At 69.5% G+C, this 14,939-nt stretch carries 9 protein-coding genes; 5 read left to right on the top strand and 4 right to left on the bottom strand.

Annotation, left to right across the window (positions count from 1 at the left end; translation table 11 throughout):
- Positions 1-66 precede the first annotated feature (66 nt).
- Positions 67-1,215, top strand: coding sequence for an RCC1 domain-containing protein (locus JQX13_RS48440; protein ID WP_239015511.1), 1,149 nt, complete (start codon positions 67-69; stop codon positions 1,213-1,215).
- A 30-nt stretch (positions 1,216-1,245) separates the two neighbouring features.
- Here the strand turns inward: JQX13_RS48440 and JQX13_RS48435 are convergent, their stop codons facing one another.
- Entirely contained in the window at positions 1,246-2,298 is a 1,053-nt protein-coding gene (locus tag JQX13_RS48435; protein WP_203412554.1) for a glycosyltransferase family 4 protein, read from the bottom strand.
- A 118-nt stretch (positions 2,299-2,416) separates the two neighbouring features.
- Between JQX13_RS48435 and JQX13_RS48430 the strand changes: the two genes are divergently transcribed.
- The 3 genes from JQX13_RS48430 to JQX13_RS48420 all read left to right on the top strand — a co-directional run bounded on the left by JQX13_RS48430 (position 2,417) and on the right by JQX13_RS48420 (position 8,351).
- The gene (locus JQX13_RS48430) at positions 2,417-3,556 is read left to right on the top strand and encodes a glycosyltransferase (RefSeq protein WP_203406164.1); all 1,140 of its coding nucleotides are present in this window, start codon (positions 2,417-2,419) and stop codon (positions 3,554-3,556) included.
- 222 nt (positions 3,557-3,778) lie between these two features.
- The gene (locus JQX13_RS48425) at positions 3,779-5,173 is read left to right on the top strand and encodes an undecaprenyl-phosphate glucose phosphotransferase (RefSeq protein ID WP_203406163.1); all 1,395 of its coding nucleotides are present in this window, start codon (positions 3,779-3,781) and stop codon (positions 5,171-5,173) included.
- Between the two features lie 100 nt (positions 5,174-5,273).
- Positions 5,274-8,351, top strand: coding sequence for a hypothetical protein (locus JQX13_RS48420; protein WP_203406162.1), 3,078 nt, complete (start codon positions 5,274-5,276; stop codon positions 8,349-8,351).
- Between the two features lie 165 nt (positions 8,352-8,516).
- Here JQX13_RS48420 and JQX13_RS48415 read toward each other — a convergent pair whose 3' ends face one another.
- Complete coding sequence (locus JQX13_RS48415; protein WP_203406161.1) at positions 8,517-11,300, bottom strand: vitamin B12-dependent ribonucleotide reductase; 2,784 nt, start codon at positions 11,298-11,300, stop codon at positions 8,517-8,519.
- Positions 11,301-11,885: 585 nt separating this feature from the next.
- Between JQX13_RS48415 and JQX13_RS48410 the strand changes: the two genes are divergently transcribed.
- Positions 11,886-12,221: a (2Fe-2S) ferredoxin domain-containing protein gene (locus tag JQX13_RS48410; RefSeq protein WP_203406160.1), complete on the top strand. Its 336-nt coding sequence runs from the start codon at positions 11,886-11,888 to the stop codon at positions 12,219-12,221.
- A gap of 17 nt (positions 12,222-12,238) precedes the next feature.
- On the opposite strand, the gene JQX13_RS48405 is transcribed toward JQX13_RS48410, so the two are convergent.
- Both JQX13_RS48405 and JQX13_RS48400 read right to left on the bottom strand, forming a co-directional pair.
- Complete coding sequence (locus tag JQX13_RS48405) at positions 12,239-13,051, bottom strand: phospholipid scramblase-related protein (protein ID WP_203406159.1); 813 nt, start codon at positions 13,049-13,051, stop codon at positions 12,239-12,241.
- A gap of 258 nt (positions 13,052-13,309) precedes the next feature.
- On the bottom strand, positions 13,310-14,776 hold the full coding sequence (locus tag JQX13_RS48400; RefSeq protein WP_203406158.1) for a hypothetical protein: 1,467 nt from the start codon (positions 14,774-14,776) through the stop codon (positions 13,310-13,312).
- Positions 14,777-14,939: the final 163 nt, after the last annotated feature.

The following is a 14,939-nucleotide window of genomic DNA, read 5'->3' as shown; positions in this document are numbered from 1 at the left end:
ACACACGAGAGAATCAAACACATGCGTATGTCTATGAATTCAGCGGCCAGGGGCTTTCTGGGTGTGATGCTGGGGTCCGCGCTGGTGGTGGGTTGTGGGGGCCAGGAGGGCAATACCGAGCAGTCTCCGTCCGCCGTGGGGCAGGTCGAGCGTGGGCTCTCGCGCTCCGTTCCGATGCAGGTCACCGCCTTGTCGGGTGTCGAGAAGGTGTTTGCTGGCACTTCGAATGTCTTTGCCATCACCGGCGACACCAAGCGCTGGGGCTGGGGCTTCAATGCGTATGGGCAGCTTGGCGATGGCACCACGACCTCGCGCAGCGTGCCGGCGGAGATGCCGTCGGGCCTCTCCACCGCAGTAGACTTCGACGGTGGCGATTGGCACTCTATTGTCCTGCTCGGCGATGGCTCGGTGCATACCTTTGGCTTCAACATCCTGGGCCAACTCGGCCATGGCGCGTCGGGCGGGAACCCCGTGGTCACTGGTGCGAAGGCTGTTGCCGCTGGGATCAACCACTCGGTGGCTTTGACGAACGATGGTCGCGTGTTGACCTGGGGCCATAACTACAGTGGCGCCCTGGGTGATGGGACCACCACCACTCATTATTCGCCTGTGCATGTGACGGGGTTCGGGGGCGTGCCAATCACGGCCATTGCCGCGAATGGCGATAACACCTACGCCCTGGATTCCAACGGAAACGTGTGGGGCTGGGGTGTCAACATCAACAGGCAGCTCGGAATCATCTCGGAGCCGCTCAAGGTTCCGAGGAAGATCCCGGAGCTCTCGCCCGCGAAGGCCATTGCCGCCGGTGAGAGCTTCGTCGTGGCCCTGAAGACCGATGGCACCGTGTGGAGCACGGGTGGCTTCATTCCCACCTGGCAGGTGGCGGGTCTCCCGACCTCCTCGCCCATCACGTCCATCGCGGCGGGGGACACCGTTGCCCTGGCCGTGGCCCAGGACGGTTCGCTCTGGAGCTGGAGCAGCACCAATGGGTATGGCGAGTTGGGTAATTGCACCACCAGCAGCACCGTCAACAACGGCCCCAACACCGCGGTGCGGGTGGCGAGCAGTTGCACCCCGTCCGGCACTCCGGCTGCCTACCTCTCGGGTGTCGTGTCCGCGAGTGGTACCCACAATTCCGCCTTCGCCGTGCTCGAGGATGGCACCCTCTGGAGCTGGGGTCGCGACGACAACGGCGTTCTCGGGACGAACGAGTAGTCGGACGGCTCGTCGGGGATTGGAGCCCGCTCAGCGGGACTCCAGCGCCCGGCGGTAGGTGGCCAGGGTGCGCCGTGCACAGTCGTCCCAGTTGAAGCGCGCGGCGCGCTCGCGGCCCTTCTCCGAGAGCTCATGGCGCAGGGCATCGTCGCGCAGCAGCTTCAGCGCCGTCTCCCGCCAGGCGTTCGCGTCATCCGGTGGGAGCAGCAGCGCGGCCTCGCCCACCACCTCCGGCAGCGAGGAGGTGCGCGCCACCACCGCCGGAGTGCCGCAGGCCATGGCCTCCAGGGGAGGCAGGCCGAAGCCTTCGTACCGTGAGGGGAACAGCAACGCGGTCGCGGCCCCGTAGAGGCGCGGCATGTCGTCCTCGGGCAGCTCGGACACTTCAATCGTCGAGTCCGGGAAGCCCAGCTCCCACACCGCGCCCTTGCCGGCCAGCAGTACGAGGGGCACCGGCAGCGACGGTGCGAGCTCCGCCAACATCCCGAGGTTCTTGAAGGCCTTGGTGTTGCCCACCGCGAGGAAGAAGCGCGGCGGCAGTCCCCGGCGCTCGCGGAAGTCCTTCAGCTCCGAGGCCGTCTGCGGCTGGTATCGCGCGTCCACGCCATTGGGAATCACCTGGAGGCGGTAGGGCGACAGGCCGAGCTCCCGCGCCAGCTCCTCGCGGGAGAACTCGGACACGGTGATGAGCGCGCGGGCCGTCTTCGCCCGGGGACCGACGATCAGCTTGTAGTAGGCGCGGCGGCCCGGGCCGTACTGCTCCGACAGCACCAGGTGGTTGGCGTCGTGGAGCGTGGCCACCATCCGTCCGGGCCAGAGCGCGGGCACGGAGAAGGACGTCGCGTGGAACAGGTCGGGCGCCAGTCGAGCGAGCGAGGCGGCGAGTGCCGGCTGCTCCAAGGGAGACAGGAAGCCCACCGGGCAGCGGTGCAGGGGGATGCGCGGGGAGAGGGCGCCGAGCCCCGCCGGGAGTCCCTCGGGAGCCGTGAGGCCGCTGAAGCTCAGGTCCGGTGCCAGCGCGGGCAGCCGGTTCGCCAACTCCAGCGCGTAACGCGCGATGCCGTGCAGCCGGCCACGGACCATGCGCAGGTCGATGAGGACGCTCGCCACGCAGCAGGCACTACCACACGCGCGGGCGGAGTGGGGGGCTCGGTTGCCCGGTTGTCGGCATCCGGGCCGAGCGGTGCTACAAGGCCCGCCCGTGAAGGTCGCCCTCGTCCACGATTGGCTCGTTACCCAGCGCGGCGGCGAGCACGTGCTCGAAGCACTGTGCGAGCTGTTCCCTCAGGCGGACATCCACACCCTCGTCCACCGCCCGGGCGTCGTGCATCCGCGCATCGAGTCGCGGCCCATCCACACGTCCGTCCTCCAGCGCATTCCCCGCGTCCACAAGCTCTACCGGCACTTCCTCCCGGTGCTCCCCAAGGTCATCGAGTCCATGCGCCTGGAGGGGTATGGCCTCGTCATCTCCTCCAGCCACTGCGTGGCCAAGGGCATCCGCAAGCCGCCCGGGGCGAAGCACCTCGCGTACGTGCACGCGCCCATGCGCTACATGTGGGACTTGTTCGACGACTACTTCGGGCCGGGGCGGGCCTCGTTGCCGGTGCGCGTGGCGGCGCACGCGGTGCGGCCATACCTCCAGAAGTGGGATCGCGAGAGCACCGCCGGGGTGGATCGCATCCTCGTCAACAGCCAGCACATCGCCGGCAAGGTGCGGCGCTTCTGGGGCCGCGACGCCTCCGTGGTGTACCCGCCGGTGGCGTTGGAGCGCTTCTGCCGGCACCCGTTGGAGGGGCTCGGCCAGGGTGGCTACTTCCTGTGGTTGGGTGCTTTCGCGCCCTACAAGCGGCTCGACATCGCCCTGGAGGCCTTCCGTCACCTGGACGCGCCGCTGTGGGTGGTGGGCACCGGCCAGGAAGCGGCCCGGCTCACCTCGGGGCCGCTGCCCGGGAACGTCCGCTTCCTCGGCTCCGTGTCGGACGAGGCGCTCGCCGGCCTCTACCGCGACGCGCGCGCGCTCATCTTCACCCCCGAGGAGGATTTCGGAATCGTCCCGCTCGAGGCCCAGGCCTGTGGCCGCCCCGTCATCGCCTACGGGCGGGGTGGGGCGCTGGAGACGGTCAGCCCTCGCACCGGCCTCTTCTTCGACGCGCAGACGCCCGAGGCGCTGGTGGAGGCGGTGCGCCGCTTCGAGCAGTGGGAGCCCGGTTTCCGTCCGGAGGACGCCCGGGCCCAGGCCGAGCGCTTCAGCCGGGCCGCCTTCCTGCGCGCGGTGACGGCCGAGGTGGACACGCTCCTGGGTGCTTCGTCCGGCCCCTCCGTCCGGGCCGCTGTTCCCTGACACCGCTGTCCTGGTGGGTGTCTCTTCCGTGGGCGGGCGACCTCGCTCCGGAGGCCCGCTCCGGGGGGTCCAAGAGGGGGCAACCCCTTGGATTCCGGGCGATTTTCGTGTTAGGAGCCCCCTGGCCGCGTGGGCTGTCCGATTCCGGATGGCCCGTGGGGGCGGGGTGCGACGTTTGCAGGTCGCGGCCATGCGTTTTGCAGGCCACTGAAGGAGGCCCGCGTGTTCAGCCGGTTCCAACGCTTCTACACGTCCATCAAGGTCGCCGCCGACGTGGTGATGCTGACGTTGGCGTTCGCGCTCGCATATGTCACCCGCTTCGAGGGCCCCATCCCGGTCCTCCACGGATTGCCTCCCCTCGAGGAGACGCTGCTGTCGCTGGCGACGGTGCTCATCGTCTTCCCGGTCACCTACCGGCAGGCGCGGCTGTACGCGACGAACCGGGCGCGCACGCACATCGGCGAGGTGTTCGAGGTCTTCAAGGCCACCATCATGGCCACGCTCATCGTGGTGGCGCTGACGTACTTCACGCGCGAGCGCTACTCGCGTCTGATGCTGGCCTTCTTCTCCGGCTACGCGTTCGTCGGCGTGTCGACGGTGCGCCTGGTGCTGCGCACGGTGCTCAACGAGGTGCGCCGGCGCGGTTTCAACCTCAAGTCCATCCTGGTCATCGGCGCGGGCGAGCTGGGTCAGCGCGTCATCGAGACGGTGGAGGGCCACAAGGAGCTGGGCTTCCGCGTGGTGGGCGTGCTCTCGCTGCGCCCCGAGAAGGTGGGCCCGAGGGTGCTGGGCGTGCCGGTGCTGGGTCACGTGAAGGACGTGGACGCCGTGCTGGACTCCCGTCCGGTGGACCAGGTCATCATCGCCCTGCCGCTGGAGGATCAGGCCGCCGTCAAGCCACTCATGGAGCAGCTCGCGCTGCGCACGGTGGACGTGAAGGTGGTGCCGGACCTGTACCAGTACGTCACCCTGTACGGCGGGCTCGAGGAGTTCGGCGGGCTGCCCATCATCAGCCTCCAGGGCGATCCGATGACGGGCTGGAACATGGTGGCCAAGCGCGTCTTCGACATCCTCTTCTCGCTGGTGGCCATCATCGTGAGCGCGCCCGTCATGCTGGCCGTGGCCATCGCGGTGAAGCTCACCAGCCGCGGGCCCATCCTCTACGCCCAGGAGCGCATGGGCATGGACGGGGAGACGTTCCACATCCTCAAGTTCCGCACCATGCGCGTGGACGCCGAGAGCACCGGCGCGAAGATGGCCAGCAAGGAGGATCCGCGCCGCACGCCCATCGGCACCTTCCTTCGCAAGTACTCGCTGGACGAGCTGCCCCAGTTCTTCAACGTGCTGTGGGGTGACATGAGCCTCGTGGGCCCTCGCCCCGAGCGGCCCGTCTTCATCGAGGAGTTCAAGCGGCAGATCCCCCGTTACCATCTGCGCCACAAGGTGAAGGCCGGCATCACCGGCTGGGCGCAGATCAACGGCCTGCGGGGGCAGACTTCCATCCAGAAGCGGATCGAGTACGACCTGTATTACATCGAGAACTGGTCACTGCTGATGGACCTGAAGATTCTCATCCGTACTGCACTGGGCGGCTTCCTCTCGAAGAACGCCTACTAGCTCGGTGATCGGCCGCCCGGGTTCGGGTGTGGTCTGTCTTACTTTCTGAGAAGAGGTCGTCCGCGCTCTTGGTCACGGACCGGTCTAATATCGCTCCAGAATGGGCGAACAGCTCGGAGCGCATCTGGTCCGCAAGGGCCTCATCTCTCAGTCGCAACTCGATGAGGCACTGAAGTCACAACTCATCTACGGCGGCAGCCTGGGTACCAACCTCGTCGAGCTGGGTCTGCTCGACATGGCCACGTTGGGACAGGCGTTGTCGGACGCGTATCACTTCCCACTCGCGACGGAAGCGGAGTTGGAAGCGGTGACGGCCGAGACCGTGGCGCTGCTCAAGCCGGAGCTGGCGCGCAACCACCTGGCGTTCCCGCTGGCGCTGGAAGGCCGCCGCCTGCGCGTGGCCATGGTGAGCCCGCATGATCCGAAGCACGTGGACGCGCTCGGCTTCGCCACGGGCATGCGCATCGTGCCGTCCATCGTGACGGAGCTGCGCCTCTTCCAGTTGTTGGAGAAGGGATACGGCATCCCCAAGCCGACGCGCCCCGTGCGCCCGGGTCAATCCAAGCCCTCGGCGGGGCCAGGGGCTCCGGCCGTACAACGGCCCGCGGCTCTGTCGCCAACGCAGGGGATGCCCGCCTCGGCCCAGCCGGCTCCGGCTGCTCCGCCGAGGCCGTCGCCCGCGGGAGCTCCCGCTCCGGGTTCCGCGCAGCCCGCGCCCGCCGCCGCACGGCCCGGGCCCACTCCGCCCGCTCCGGCTCCTGGCGCCCCCGCTGGGACGAGCCCCCAACAGGCTCAGCCTCCGTCGGCGCCCGCTCCGGGACAGCCTCCCGGCATGCGGCCCGCGCCGACGGGTGCCCCTCCGCCTCCGGCCGCGACTGCCGCGAAGCCCGCTGCTCCGATGGGGGCGCCCACCATTCCGGGTGCACCCGGTGCCGCGCCCGGTGGTGCGGTGCCTCCGAGGCCCGCGGTGACGACCGCGGGAGGCGTTCCGGTGCAGGGAGCGCCGGGGAGTGTTCCGGCGGGGGCCGTGCCTCCACGCCCGCCGGGCGCCCCTGGCGCGCCGGGGAGCCCACCCGCTGGAGCCACGCCGGCTCAGCCCTCGGCTGGAGCGTCCGCTGGCGCTCCGGTGAGAGCTCCCACGGCGCCGGGAGTGCCGGGGGGCGCGCCTCCCGCGGCCGCGCCTCCACGGCCGGCGCAAGCGGGTGCGCCCGTGGCCGGAGCACCCGCCGGAGCAGGAACTCCGCAGCAGCCCGCCGCGCCGAGATTGCCCCCCGCGCCGGTCACGCAGAGTGGTGTACCGGCGGGGGCCGTGCCCCCGCGGCCGTCCGCGCCCGTGACGTCCGCTCCCCCGGGAGCACCGGCGGTCGCGAAGCCCGCGGGTGCCGCGCCCACGGCGGGTGGGCCCGCCCAACCCGGGCAGAACATGCCTCCGGGTATGACGCCTCGGAGCGGTCAGGGATCGGCTCCGCCCACCGGTGCCACGGTTCCTCCGGGGCTCGTTGGGGCTCCGTCCGCCCCTGGTGCGAGCACGGCTCAGGTACCGCCACAGGCCGCGAGCCCGGCACGTCCCCCGGACGCTCAGGCGGCTCAGCCGGGAGCGGCGCAGGTGCGTCCTCCGGCACCTGGGGCCTCGCCCGTACCTCCGGGTCCGACGCCTGGGGCCTCGCCCGTGCCTCCGAGCGCCCAGGTCCCTCCGGGAGGGCCCGCGATGACGCGTCCGCCCGTGGGGGCTCCGCCCGCGGGGATGGCTCCGCGTCAGGAGTCTCCGAGCGCCGCGGCTCGTCCTTCGCCGACGGGAGCTCCGCCCACGGGGGCTTCCGTCCCCGCGTCGACGCAGAGCGGGACGGTTCCTCCGGGTGGCTCGTCACCCGTGACGGCTGCCCCGGCCAGTGCTCCGGGGGCGGGCCCGTCTTCCCAGCCCCTGCCGGCTCCGAAGGCGGCGGCTCCCAGTGCGCCGGCGCCTCAGCCCACGCCGGGGGCTCCGCGCGCGGCGGTTCCTCCTGGCGCTCCCGCCCCCCAGGCCGCACCTGTCGCGCCTCGGGCTCCGTCCGCTTCGGAGTCCACCGTTGCGCAGGCGGCGTCCTCCGCGCCACAGGCCTCGGCGCCTGTTGGCGCGCAGTCCACCACGCCTCCCGCCCAGCCCGCGCCCGCCGCTCCAGCGCTGGAGGCCAAGCCCGCGGCTCCCGCTCCGGGTGCGTCGGTGGGTGCTCCTTCGGTGGTTTCAGCTCCGGCGGCTCCCAAGGAAGCGCCTCTCCCGAAGCCGGCTGCCGCGCCAGGGCCCGCGAAGGTCGAACCCTCGCCAGCTCGGGAGCCAGCCGCCGCCAGCCCGGCGGCCCACTCCCAGGACATTGCCTCGGGAACGAGCGCCACGTCGAAGCCCAGGGCCGCCCCCGTGCAGCCCGTCGAGCTTCCCCCGGTGCCGGCTGGGGAGATGGAGGTGGCCTCGCCCCTGGACCAGATCGGGTCGGGCGCCGAGTCCGCCTGGTCGCGGCGGGCGATCGAGGTGGATTTCTCGTCGCAGGACGCGGGCTCCACCGAGCCCGGCGGTTTCGGCGCGGAGGGCGAGCTCCAGCTGGCATCCCTGCATGAGTTCATCCCGACCTGGGATCCTTCGGCCGAGCCGCCCGCGAGTGCGATGGACGCGGCTGAGTCTCCCGCCGATGCCTTCGCGGAGTGGAATGGGGCATCCCAGGGTGCCCAACTGGTACAGATCCAGGAGGCGCTCGAGGCGCTGAGGCAGGCCACGACCCAGGGCGAGCTGGGCAAGGTGGTGCTGTCCTACGCCCAGGGTCGTTTCCCGCGCGGGTTCCTGCTGGGTGAGACGTTCGGCGTCGCCCGGGTGGGGCGTGGGTTCGGCCCCGGGAGCAACAAGCCCGCGGTGTCGGCGCTGCAGGTGGATCTCGATGCGCCCTCGCTCCTCGCCATGGCCGCGGCGGGTGGCAGGGCCGTGGTCTCCAGCGTGCCGGAGACTCCGGAGGACGAGGCGCTCTTCGCGGCCCTGGGCGAGTCGTTCTCTCACATGGTGGCCGCGCCGATCCGGTTGCACCAGCGCACGGTGGGGTTCGTCGTCATCGACGGGGGTCCCTCGCCGTTCGGCCCCGAGGAGCTCGACGAGCTGGAGCTGCTCATGGCGGAGGCCTCGGCGGCCTACGGCCGGCTGCACGACTCCTCGATGTAACAGGGCGGGCCCTCCGTGCCCGTCCCGCTGCTCTCGCCGCGCTCCAGTCCCCAATGAAAAAGGCCCCGGTACGTGAGTACCGGAGCCTCGATGGGCGCAGGGGTGAACCCATGTCCACCCCATACCCTCACCCTGTCCCTCTCCCAGGGGGAGAGGGGAGGGGGCTCAGCTGCAGCCGCTCGTGGTGCCGCAGTTGCTGCACTTGTAGCAGGCGCCGTTGCGCACCATGATCTCTCCGCACGTGTGGCACGGCGGCGCGTCCGCCTGGTTCAGGTACGTCCTGCGAGGCGTCGACATCGGCAGCGCCACCGACGTCACCTGTACCGTCTTCGCCGGCTCGGCCACCGCCACCTGCTTCTCCACCGCCTCCTCCATCCCGTCGGCCTGCTCGCTCGGCAGGAACTTCAGCGACAGCCACCGGAAGATGTAGTCGACGATCGACTTGGCGATCGGCACCGCCGGGTTGCCCGTGAAGCCGCTCGGCTCGAAGCGCGTGTGGCTGAACTTGTCCACCAGCACCTGCAGCGGCACGCCGTACTGCAGCGCCAGCGACACCGCCGTCGCGAAGCTGTCCATCAGACCGCTCACCACCGAGCCCTCCTTCGCCATCACGCAGAAGAGCTCGCCCGGCGTGCCGTCCTCGTACATGCCCACCGTCAGGTAGCCCTCGTGGCCACCGATGGAGAACTTGTGGGTGATCGCCTGCCGCTCGTCCGGCAGCCTCCGGCGCATCGCGTTGGCGTCCCTCGCCGCCGCCAGCGCGGGCTCGGCCACCGCCGCCTTCGTGTCCTTCACCTTCTCCTTCGAGGTGTTCAGCGGCTGGGTCCGCTTGCAGCCGTCGCGGTACACCGCCACCGCCTTCAGCCCCAGTCGCCACGCCTCGATGTACGCCTTCTCGATGTCCTCCACCGTGGCGTCCGACGGCATGTTCACCGTCTTGGAGATGGCGCCCGACAGGAAGGGCTGCGTCGCGCCCATCATCTTCAGGTGGCCCATCCAGTGGATGCTGCGCTGGCCCTTCGCCGGCTTGAAGGCGCAGTCGAACACCGGCAGGTGCTCGGGCTTGAGGTGCGGGGCGCCCTCGATGGTCTCGTGCTTGTCCAGGTAGGTGATGATGTCCTGCGCCTGGGTCTGCGGGTAGCCCAGCTTCTCCAGCGCCTGCGGCACCGTCTGGTTGACGATCTTCAGCATGCCGCCGCCCACCAGCTTCTTGTACTTGATGAGAGCGATGTCCGGTTCGATGCCCGTGGTGTCGCAGTCCATCATGAAGCCGATGGTCCCCGTGGGCGCCAGCACCGTCACCTGGCTGTTGCGGAAGCCGGACTGGATGCCGAGCGTGAGCGCCTCGTCCCACGCCTTCTTCTGGGCCTCGAACAGCTCGGCGGACACGCCCTCCTGCTGGACGTTGTAGGCCGCCTTGCGGTGCCGGCGGATGACGCCGAGGAACGGCTCCTCGTTCTTCTCGTAGCCCGCGAAGGGCCCCATCTTGCCCGCCATGCGCGCGCTCATCGCGTACGCCTCGCCGCACATCAGCGAGGTGATGGCCGCCGCGTAGTTGCGGCCCGCATCCGAGTCATACGGCAGGCCCGTGGCCATCAGCAGCGCGCCCAGGTTGGCGTAGCCCAGGCCCAGCGGCCGGAACGCGTGGCTGTTCTGGGCGATCTTCTCCGAGGGGTACTTGGAGAAGCCGACGATGATCTCCATCGCCAGCAGCACCACGTCCACCGCGTGCTTGAAGGCGGTGACGTCGAAGTCGCCGTCGATGGTGCGGAAGTGCATCAGGTTCAACGACGCCAGGTTGCAGGCCGAGTCGTCGAGGAACATGTACTCCGAGCACGGATTGGACGCGTTGATGCGGTCCGTGTTCGAGCAGGTGTGCCAGGTGTTGATGGTGGTGTCGAACTGCAGGCCCGGATCACCGCACAGGTGCGCCGCCTCGGCGATCTCCCGGAACAGCTCGCGCGCCTTGAGGGTGTCCATGGGACGCCTGTCGCGCACCGCGTACGTCGTCCACGCGCCGTCGTTCACCACCGCGCGCATGAACTCGTCGGTGACGCGCACCGAGTTGTTCGAGTTCTGGAAGAACACGGACGAGTACGCCTCGCCGTTGAAGCTCGGGTCATACCCGGCCTCGATGAGCGCCCAGGCCTTCTTCTCCTCGTTGGCCTTGCAGCGCACGAAGTCCAGCACGTCCGGGTGGTCCGCGTTGAGGATGACCATCTTCGCCGCGCGGCGCGTCTTGCCACCGCTCTTGATGACGCCGGCGAACGCGTCGAAGCCCTTCATGAAGGACACGGGGCCGGACGCGGTGCCTCCGCCGGCCAGCAGCTCCTTGCTCGAGCGGATGGTGGACAGGTTGCTGCCCGTGCCCGAGCCGTACTTGAAGAGCATGCCCTCCGTCTTGGCCAGGCCCAGGATGGACTCCATGGAGTCACCCACGGAGTTGATGAAGCACGCCGAGCACTGCGGGTGCTCCTCCACGCCCACGTTGAACCAGACGGGCGAGTTGAAGGCCGCCTTCTGGCGCAGCAGCAGGTGCGTGAGCTCCGCGTGGAACGTGTCGCGGTCCGTGGCCGTGGCGAAGTAGCCGCCCTCGGCGCCCCAGCGGGTGAGGGTGTCCACCACGCGGCCCACCAGCCGGCGCACGCTCGTCTCACGCTCCGGCGTTCCCGGCGTGCCCCGGAAGTACTTCGACGCCACCACGTTGGTGGCCAGCATCGACCAGGACTTGGGCACCTCCACGTTCTTCTGCTCGAAGACGGACTTCCCGTCCTCGCCCGAGATGGCCGCCGTGCGCAGCTCCCACGCCAGCTCGTCGGCGGGATCCACTCCCGGCGTCGTGAAGAAGCGCTCCACCGTCAGCCCGCCGGCGGGGGCCTTCGCCCTCAGTCCCGCCGCCGTCTCCTTACCGTCCAGTACTGCTGCCGTGGCGCTCAGGTCGTGCTCCATGGTCCCTCCGACGCTTTTCACTCAGCGTATGACTGCAAAATTTGCAAAATACCAAGCCCGCGAGATCTCTTGGGATCAAGAGAACTCGTTCGACACGCTTCCTTCCTGGGTAGGGAAGGGTGCGTGGGGTCCGGTCAAAGATTCGTATGTTGGGAGTTCGCCCGCCCGTCAGGGGGGCAGGCAGGTAAGTAAAGGTACGATCTTCGTTCCGGATTCGTCAAGGTTCTGTGCCCCCCAGATCTTGTGCCCGCCATCATTGCGCCACCTACCGATAGGGGAGTGTGACCGATCCGACGGTCCACATCCGGAACAACTGTCACGGCTTGGGGCCGCGACGAGGGAGCCGATCTAAAGCTTGCCCGGCTGGCGATCAACTCTCTTGAGCAGCCACCTGTGTAGTGGATCGTCATCGGATGACGAGTCATGTAGGGTCACTCCCGCGGAAAGCCCGATGATCACTAGCGGATGTTTGCTGAGAGTCTGTGCACGGATCGTCCGGCCACCAAGGCCCCCAGGCAAGAAAGGGGCAGACAGGTCACGAACGCGTTAATCGCTTTTGGACGGAAGCCGCGTTAGGAGGGCGACATGCCCCCCTTCAAACGTCACGTATTCGTCTGCACCAACCGGCGTCCCGATGGGCACCCCAAGGGATGCTGCGCCACCAAGGGTGGTGAAGAGGTCCGCGCCCGCTTCAAGGAGGAGCTGGAGAAGCGGGGCCTCAAGGGGCAGATGAGGGCCAACGCCGCCGGGTGCCTCGACACCTGCTCGTTCGGGGTGTCCGTGGTCGTCTATCCGGAAGGCACCTGGTACGGGGGCGTGAAGCCCGAGGACGTGCCCGCCATCGTCGACGAGCACCTCGTGGGAGGCCAGCCCGTGGAGCGGCTGCTGATGCCGTTCTCGCGCAAGAAGGCCGAGGAGTAGGGCCCGGGCCGGCCCTCTCAGTCGAAGAAGTCCAGGAGGAAGCCCGCGGGGCTGCTGCGGCCTTCCTCGAAGTAGCAGAGGTCCACCATCAGCGTGGCGGCGAGCACCATCTGCCGGAGCCGGGCGTCGGTGAGGGCCGGGTGGAACTCCACGCCGAAGTTGTCGGAGTCGCTGAATACCTCCGTGCCGAGCCCGCTCCACTGCTTGCGGATGGTGGCCACCTCCTCGCCGCGTTGCTTGACGCGGAAGGTCCACGGCCGCCACAGCGGGCCCTCCAGCGTGGCCATCACCGAGCCTCCGGGCGAGCACAGGTCGAAGGTGCGGTGTAGCAGCCCGAGGCGCTGCTGGATGGTGCCCAGCAGGCGCCCATCCCAGGCCTTCACCTCCACGTAGGTGAAGAAGAACGTCCAGGGCTGCTCGAGCTTGAGGGCGAGCGTTCCCCCCTGGGTCAGGCACTCCAGCTCCACCCGGCGGAAGGGCCAGAAGTTGCGCAGGAACGCGGTGCCCCAGCCCTCTCCCGTCTCACCGATGTACAGCATGAAGCGCCCATCCAGGCCGCTGGCCTCGTAGCGGTTGCGCGTCTCCCAACCCACGAGGATCTCCGCCCTCTCGCGCATCTGGCGGATGCGCAGGCCCGAGCCCTCGAACAGCGGGGCGAGCGTGAGCCTCAGCTCCGGGCTCATGTAGCGCGGCTCTCCAGGCGCCCCGCGGCCCGCCCCCGTTTCGACGAGCACCGGCTGCTGCTGGGCGCGCTCCTCGGGCGCGGTGCGCCCCTTCCAGTCCAGCTCCAGCCCGCTGTCTTCCGGAATCCGCTCGCGCTCGTTGGCCATGCCGGGAAGCCTAAGTCAGGAGAACAAGGTCCTGACAGGGGGGGTGTAGACGGAGCCAGCGCAGTCGCACCCAGTGCGCCAGCTACGAAAGACGTGGATGCTGCTGGCGATGAGCACGCCGATGAGGCCCATGAAGAGGAAGGAGCCCCAGCCGCTCGGATCCTTCTTTGGTGATCGTCGCGAAGGCGCTCATCGCCCCGAAGGTGCCCGCGGTCAGCAGGAAGGCGTTGGCGATGGCCGGATGTCCGCTCCCGGTGATTAGAGCGCCTTCCAAGCCATCAACAGCTTCTGGGCCACTTCGGTGGTGATGAGCGGCAGCACGCCGCCCCCGCCCACGATGTTGACGATCTCCGAGGTGGAGCCCCGGCACACACCACCCCAGGCCGGCTGTTTCGCCAGCCCCACCGACGCATAGGCGGAGTAGTCCACGTGGAGCCGCATGGGCGTCACGCCGTGCTCCTCGCACAACAGGTGCTCCTCGGGCGTGGTCTCCACCACCTGCTGCACCACGAAGCCGCCACCGGCCGAATCCGTGGAGGCGCGCTCGCACAGCTCCGCCCACGTGGGCACCGTGCCGTACGCGGCGCGCGCCCGCTCCTCGAACGCCGGAGTGCCCACCGAGCGGCCAAGGTAGACCGCCCGGCCGCCGTAGTCCCATGCTCGCTTGAGGACGAAGCGTCCGGGCTCCGCCGCCACGCGCGCCACCAGGTCCTCCAGGTGCTCACCGTCCGGACCCACTCCGGGGCCATGCCGGAAGGGACGCGTCCAGGGCACCGAGGTGCGCACCGCCTCCAGCTCCTCGGGCGTCAGGCCCGCGGCCTCGGCGAGCGCGGGCTCCACGAGCGCCTGTGAGAGCAGGGCGAAGGTCGTCTTCACCTCCACCGGAGAGGCCGGCGGGTTGAGCAGCACCGCCTTGCGGCCCGGCACCGTGCCGAAGAAGTCCTGCACCCACGGCGCCGGAGTCTCCTCCAGCCGCCGCACGAAGAGGTGCCGGTACACCAGGTCGTACCGCTTGCCGCGCACCTCGAAGGACTCGTCGCCGGAGACCTCGTCCGGGTGGACGACGTCCGCGTCCGCGCCGAACTCGCGGAAGCGCTCGCACAGGTAGCGCTGCTCGGTGAGCTGCGCGTCGTTTCGGCGGCAGAGCAGGGCGATCGTCTCCGGCGTCTTCCCATCGCGCTCGGCGGCGTAGCCGTCCAGCAGGGCCCGGTAGAGGGCGAGCGCGTTGCTGCCGTTGGCGGCGATGACGGCGTGGAGGGCCTTCTCGGGGTAGCGGAAGTGCCGGGCCACCACCTCGATGAAGGTGCGCGCGGCGATGTCCGAGTAGCCCTGCATGGCCGGGATGGTGGCGTTGAGCTCCAGGGCGCGCGGCCTCGAGTCCACGAAGTAGTCCACCCGCGTGGTGGCCAGCCGCGTCACGTTGGAGAAGGTGCGCTCGGTGAGCTCGCGCTCGAGGGGGGACAGTCCGCCCAGCACCAGCTCACGCCGCGCTCCGGCGAGCAGCGCGTGTGTCATCTTCACCGTGGCCGAGGCCAGGTGCGCGGAGAGGGTGGCGCGCCGGCGGATCTCCGCGGCGTCGAGGATGACGGGGGTGGCGGTGACGGGGATGGGCCGGGAGGTACCGTCCTTCTGGGTGACGGCCAGGCCTCGCGCGTACGCGGTGCGCGCCAGCTCGGGTCCGAAGTGGACCGCCTGGCGCCGCAGCACTTCCAGGAATTCTTGCACGGGGAATCCTTCTATTTTCGGGCGCCTTCCTACTCCGGCGAGGGGCATCCGGGGAGTGCCTTCGACACATAACCGTCAGGAGCATCCCGTGCCGGTCCAGGGGGGAGCGGGCATCCAGGGGCTTCCAGAGCGGCCCGATTTGGAGATGATCGCGGGACTTCCG

Origin of the sequence: Archangium violaceum (assembly GCF_016859125.1) — a bacterium.
GTDB classification, from domain to species: domain Bacteria; phylum Myxococcota; class Myxococcia; order Myxococcales; family Myxococcaceae; genus Archangium; species Archangium violaceum_A.
This window is presented reverse-complemented; position numbering and strand designations above follow the sequence as displayed.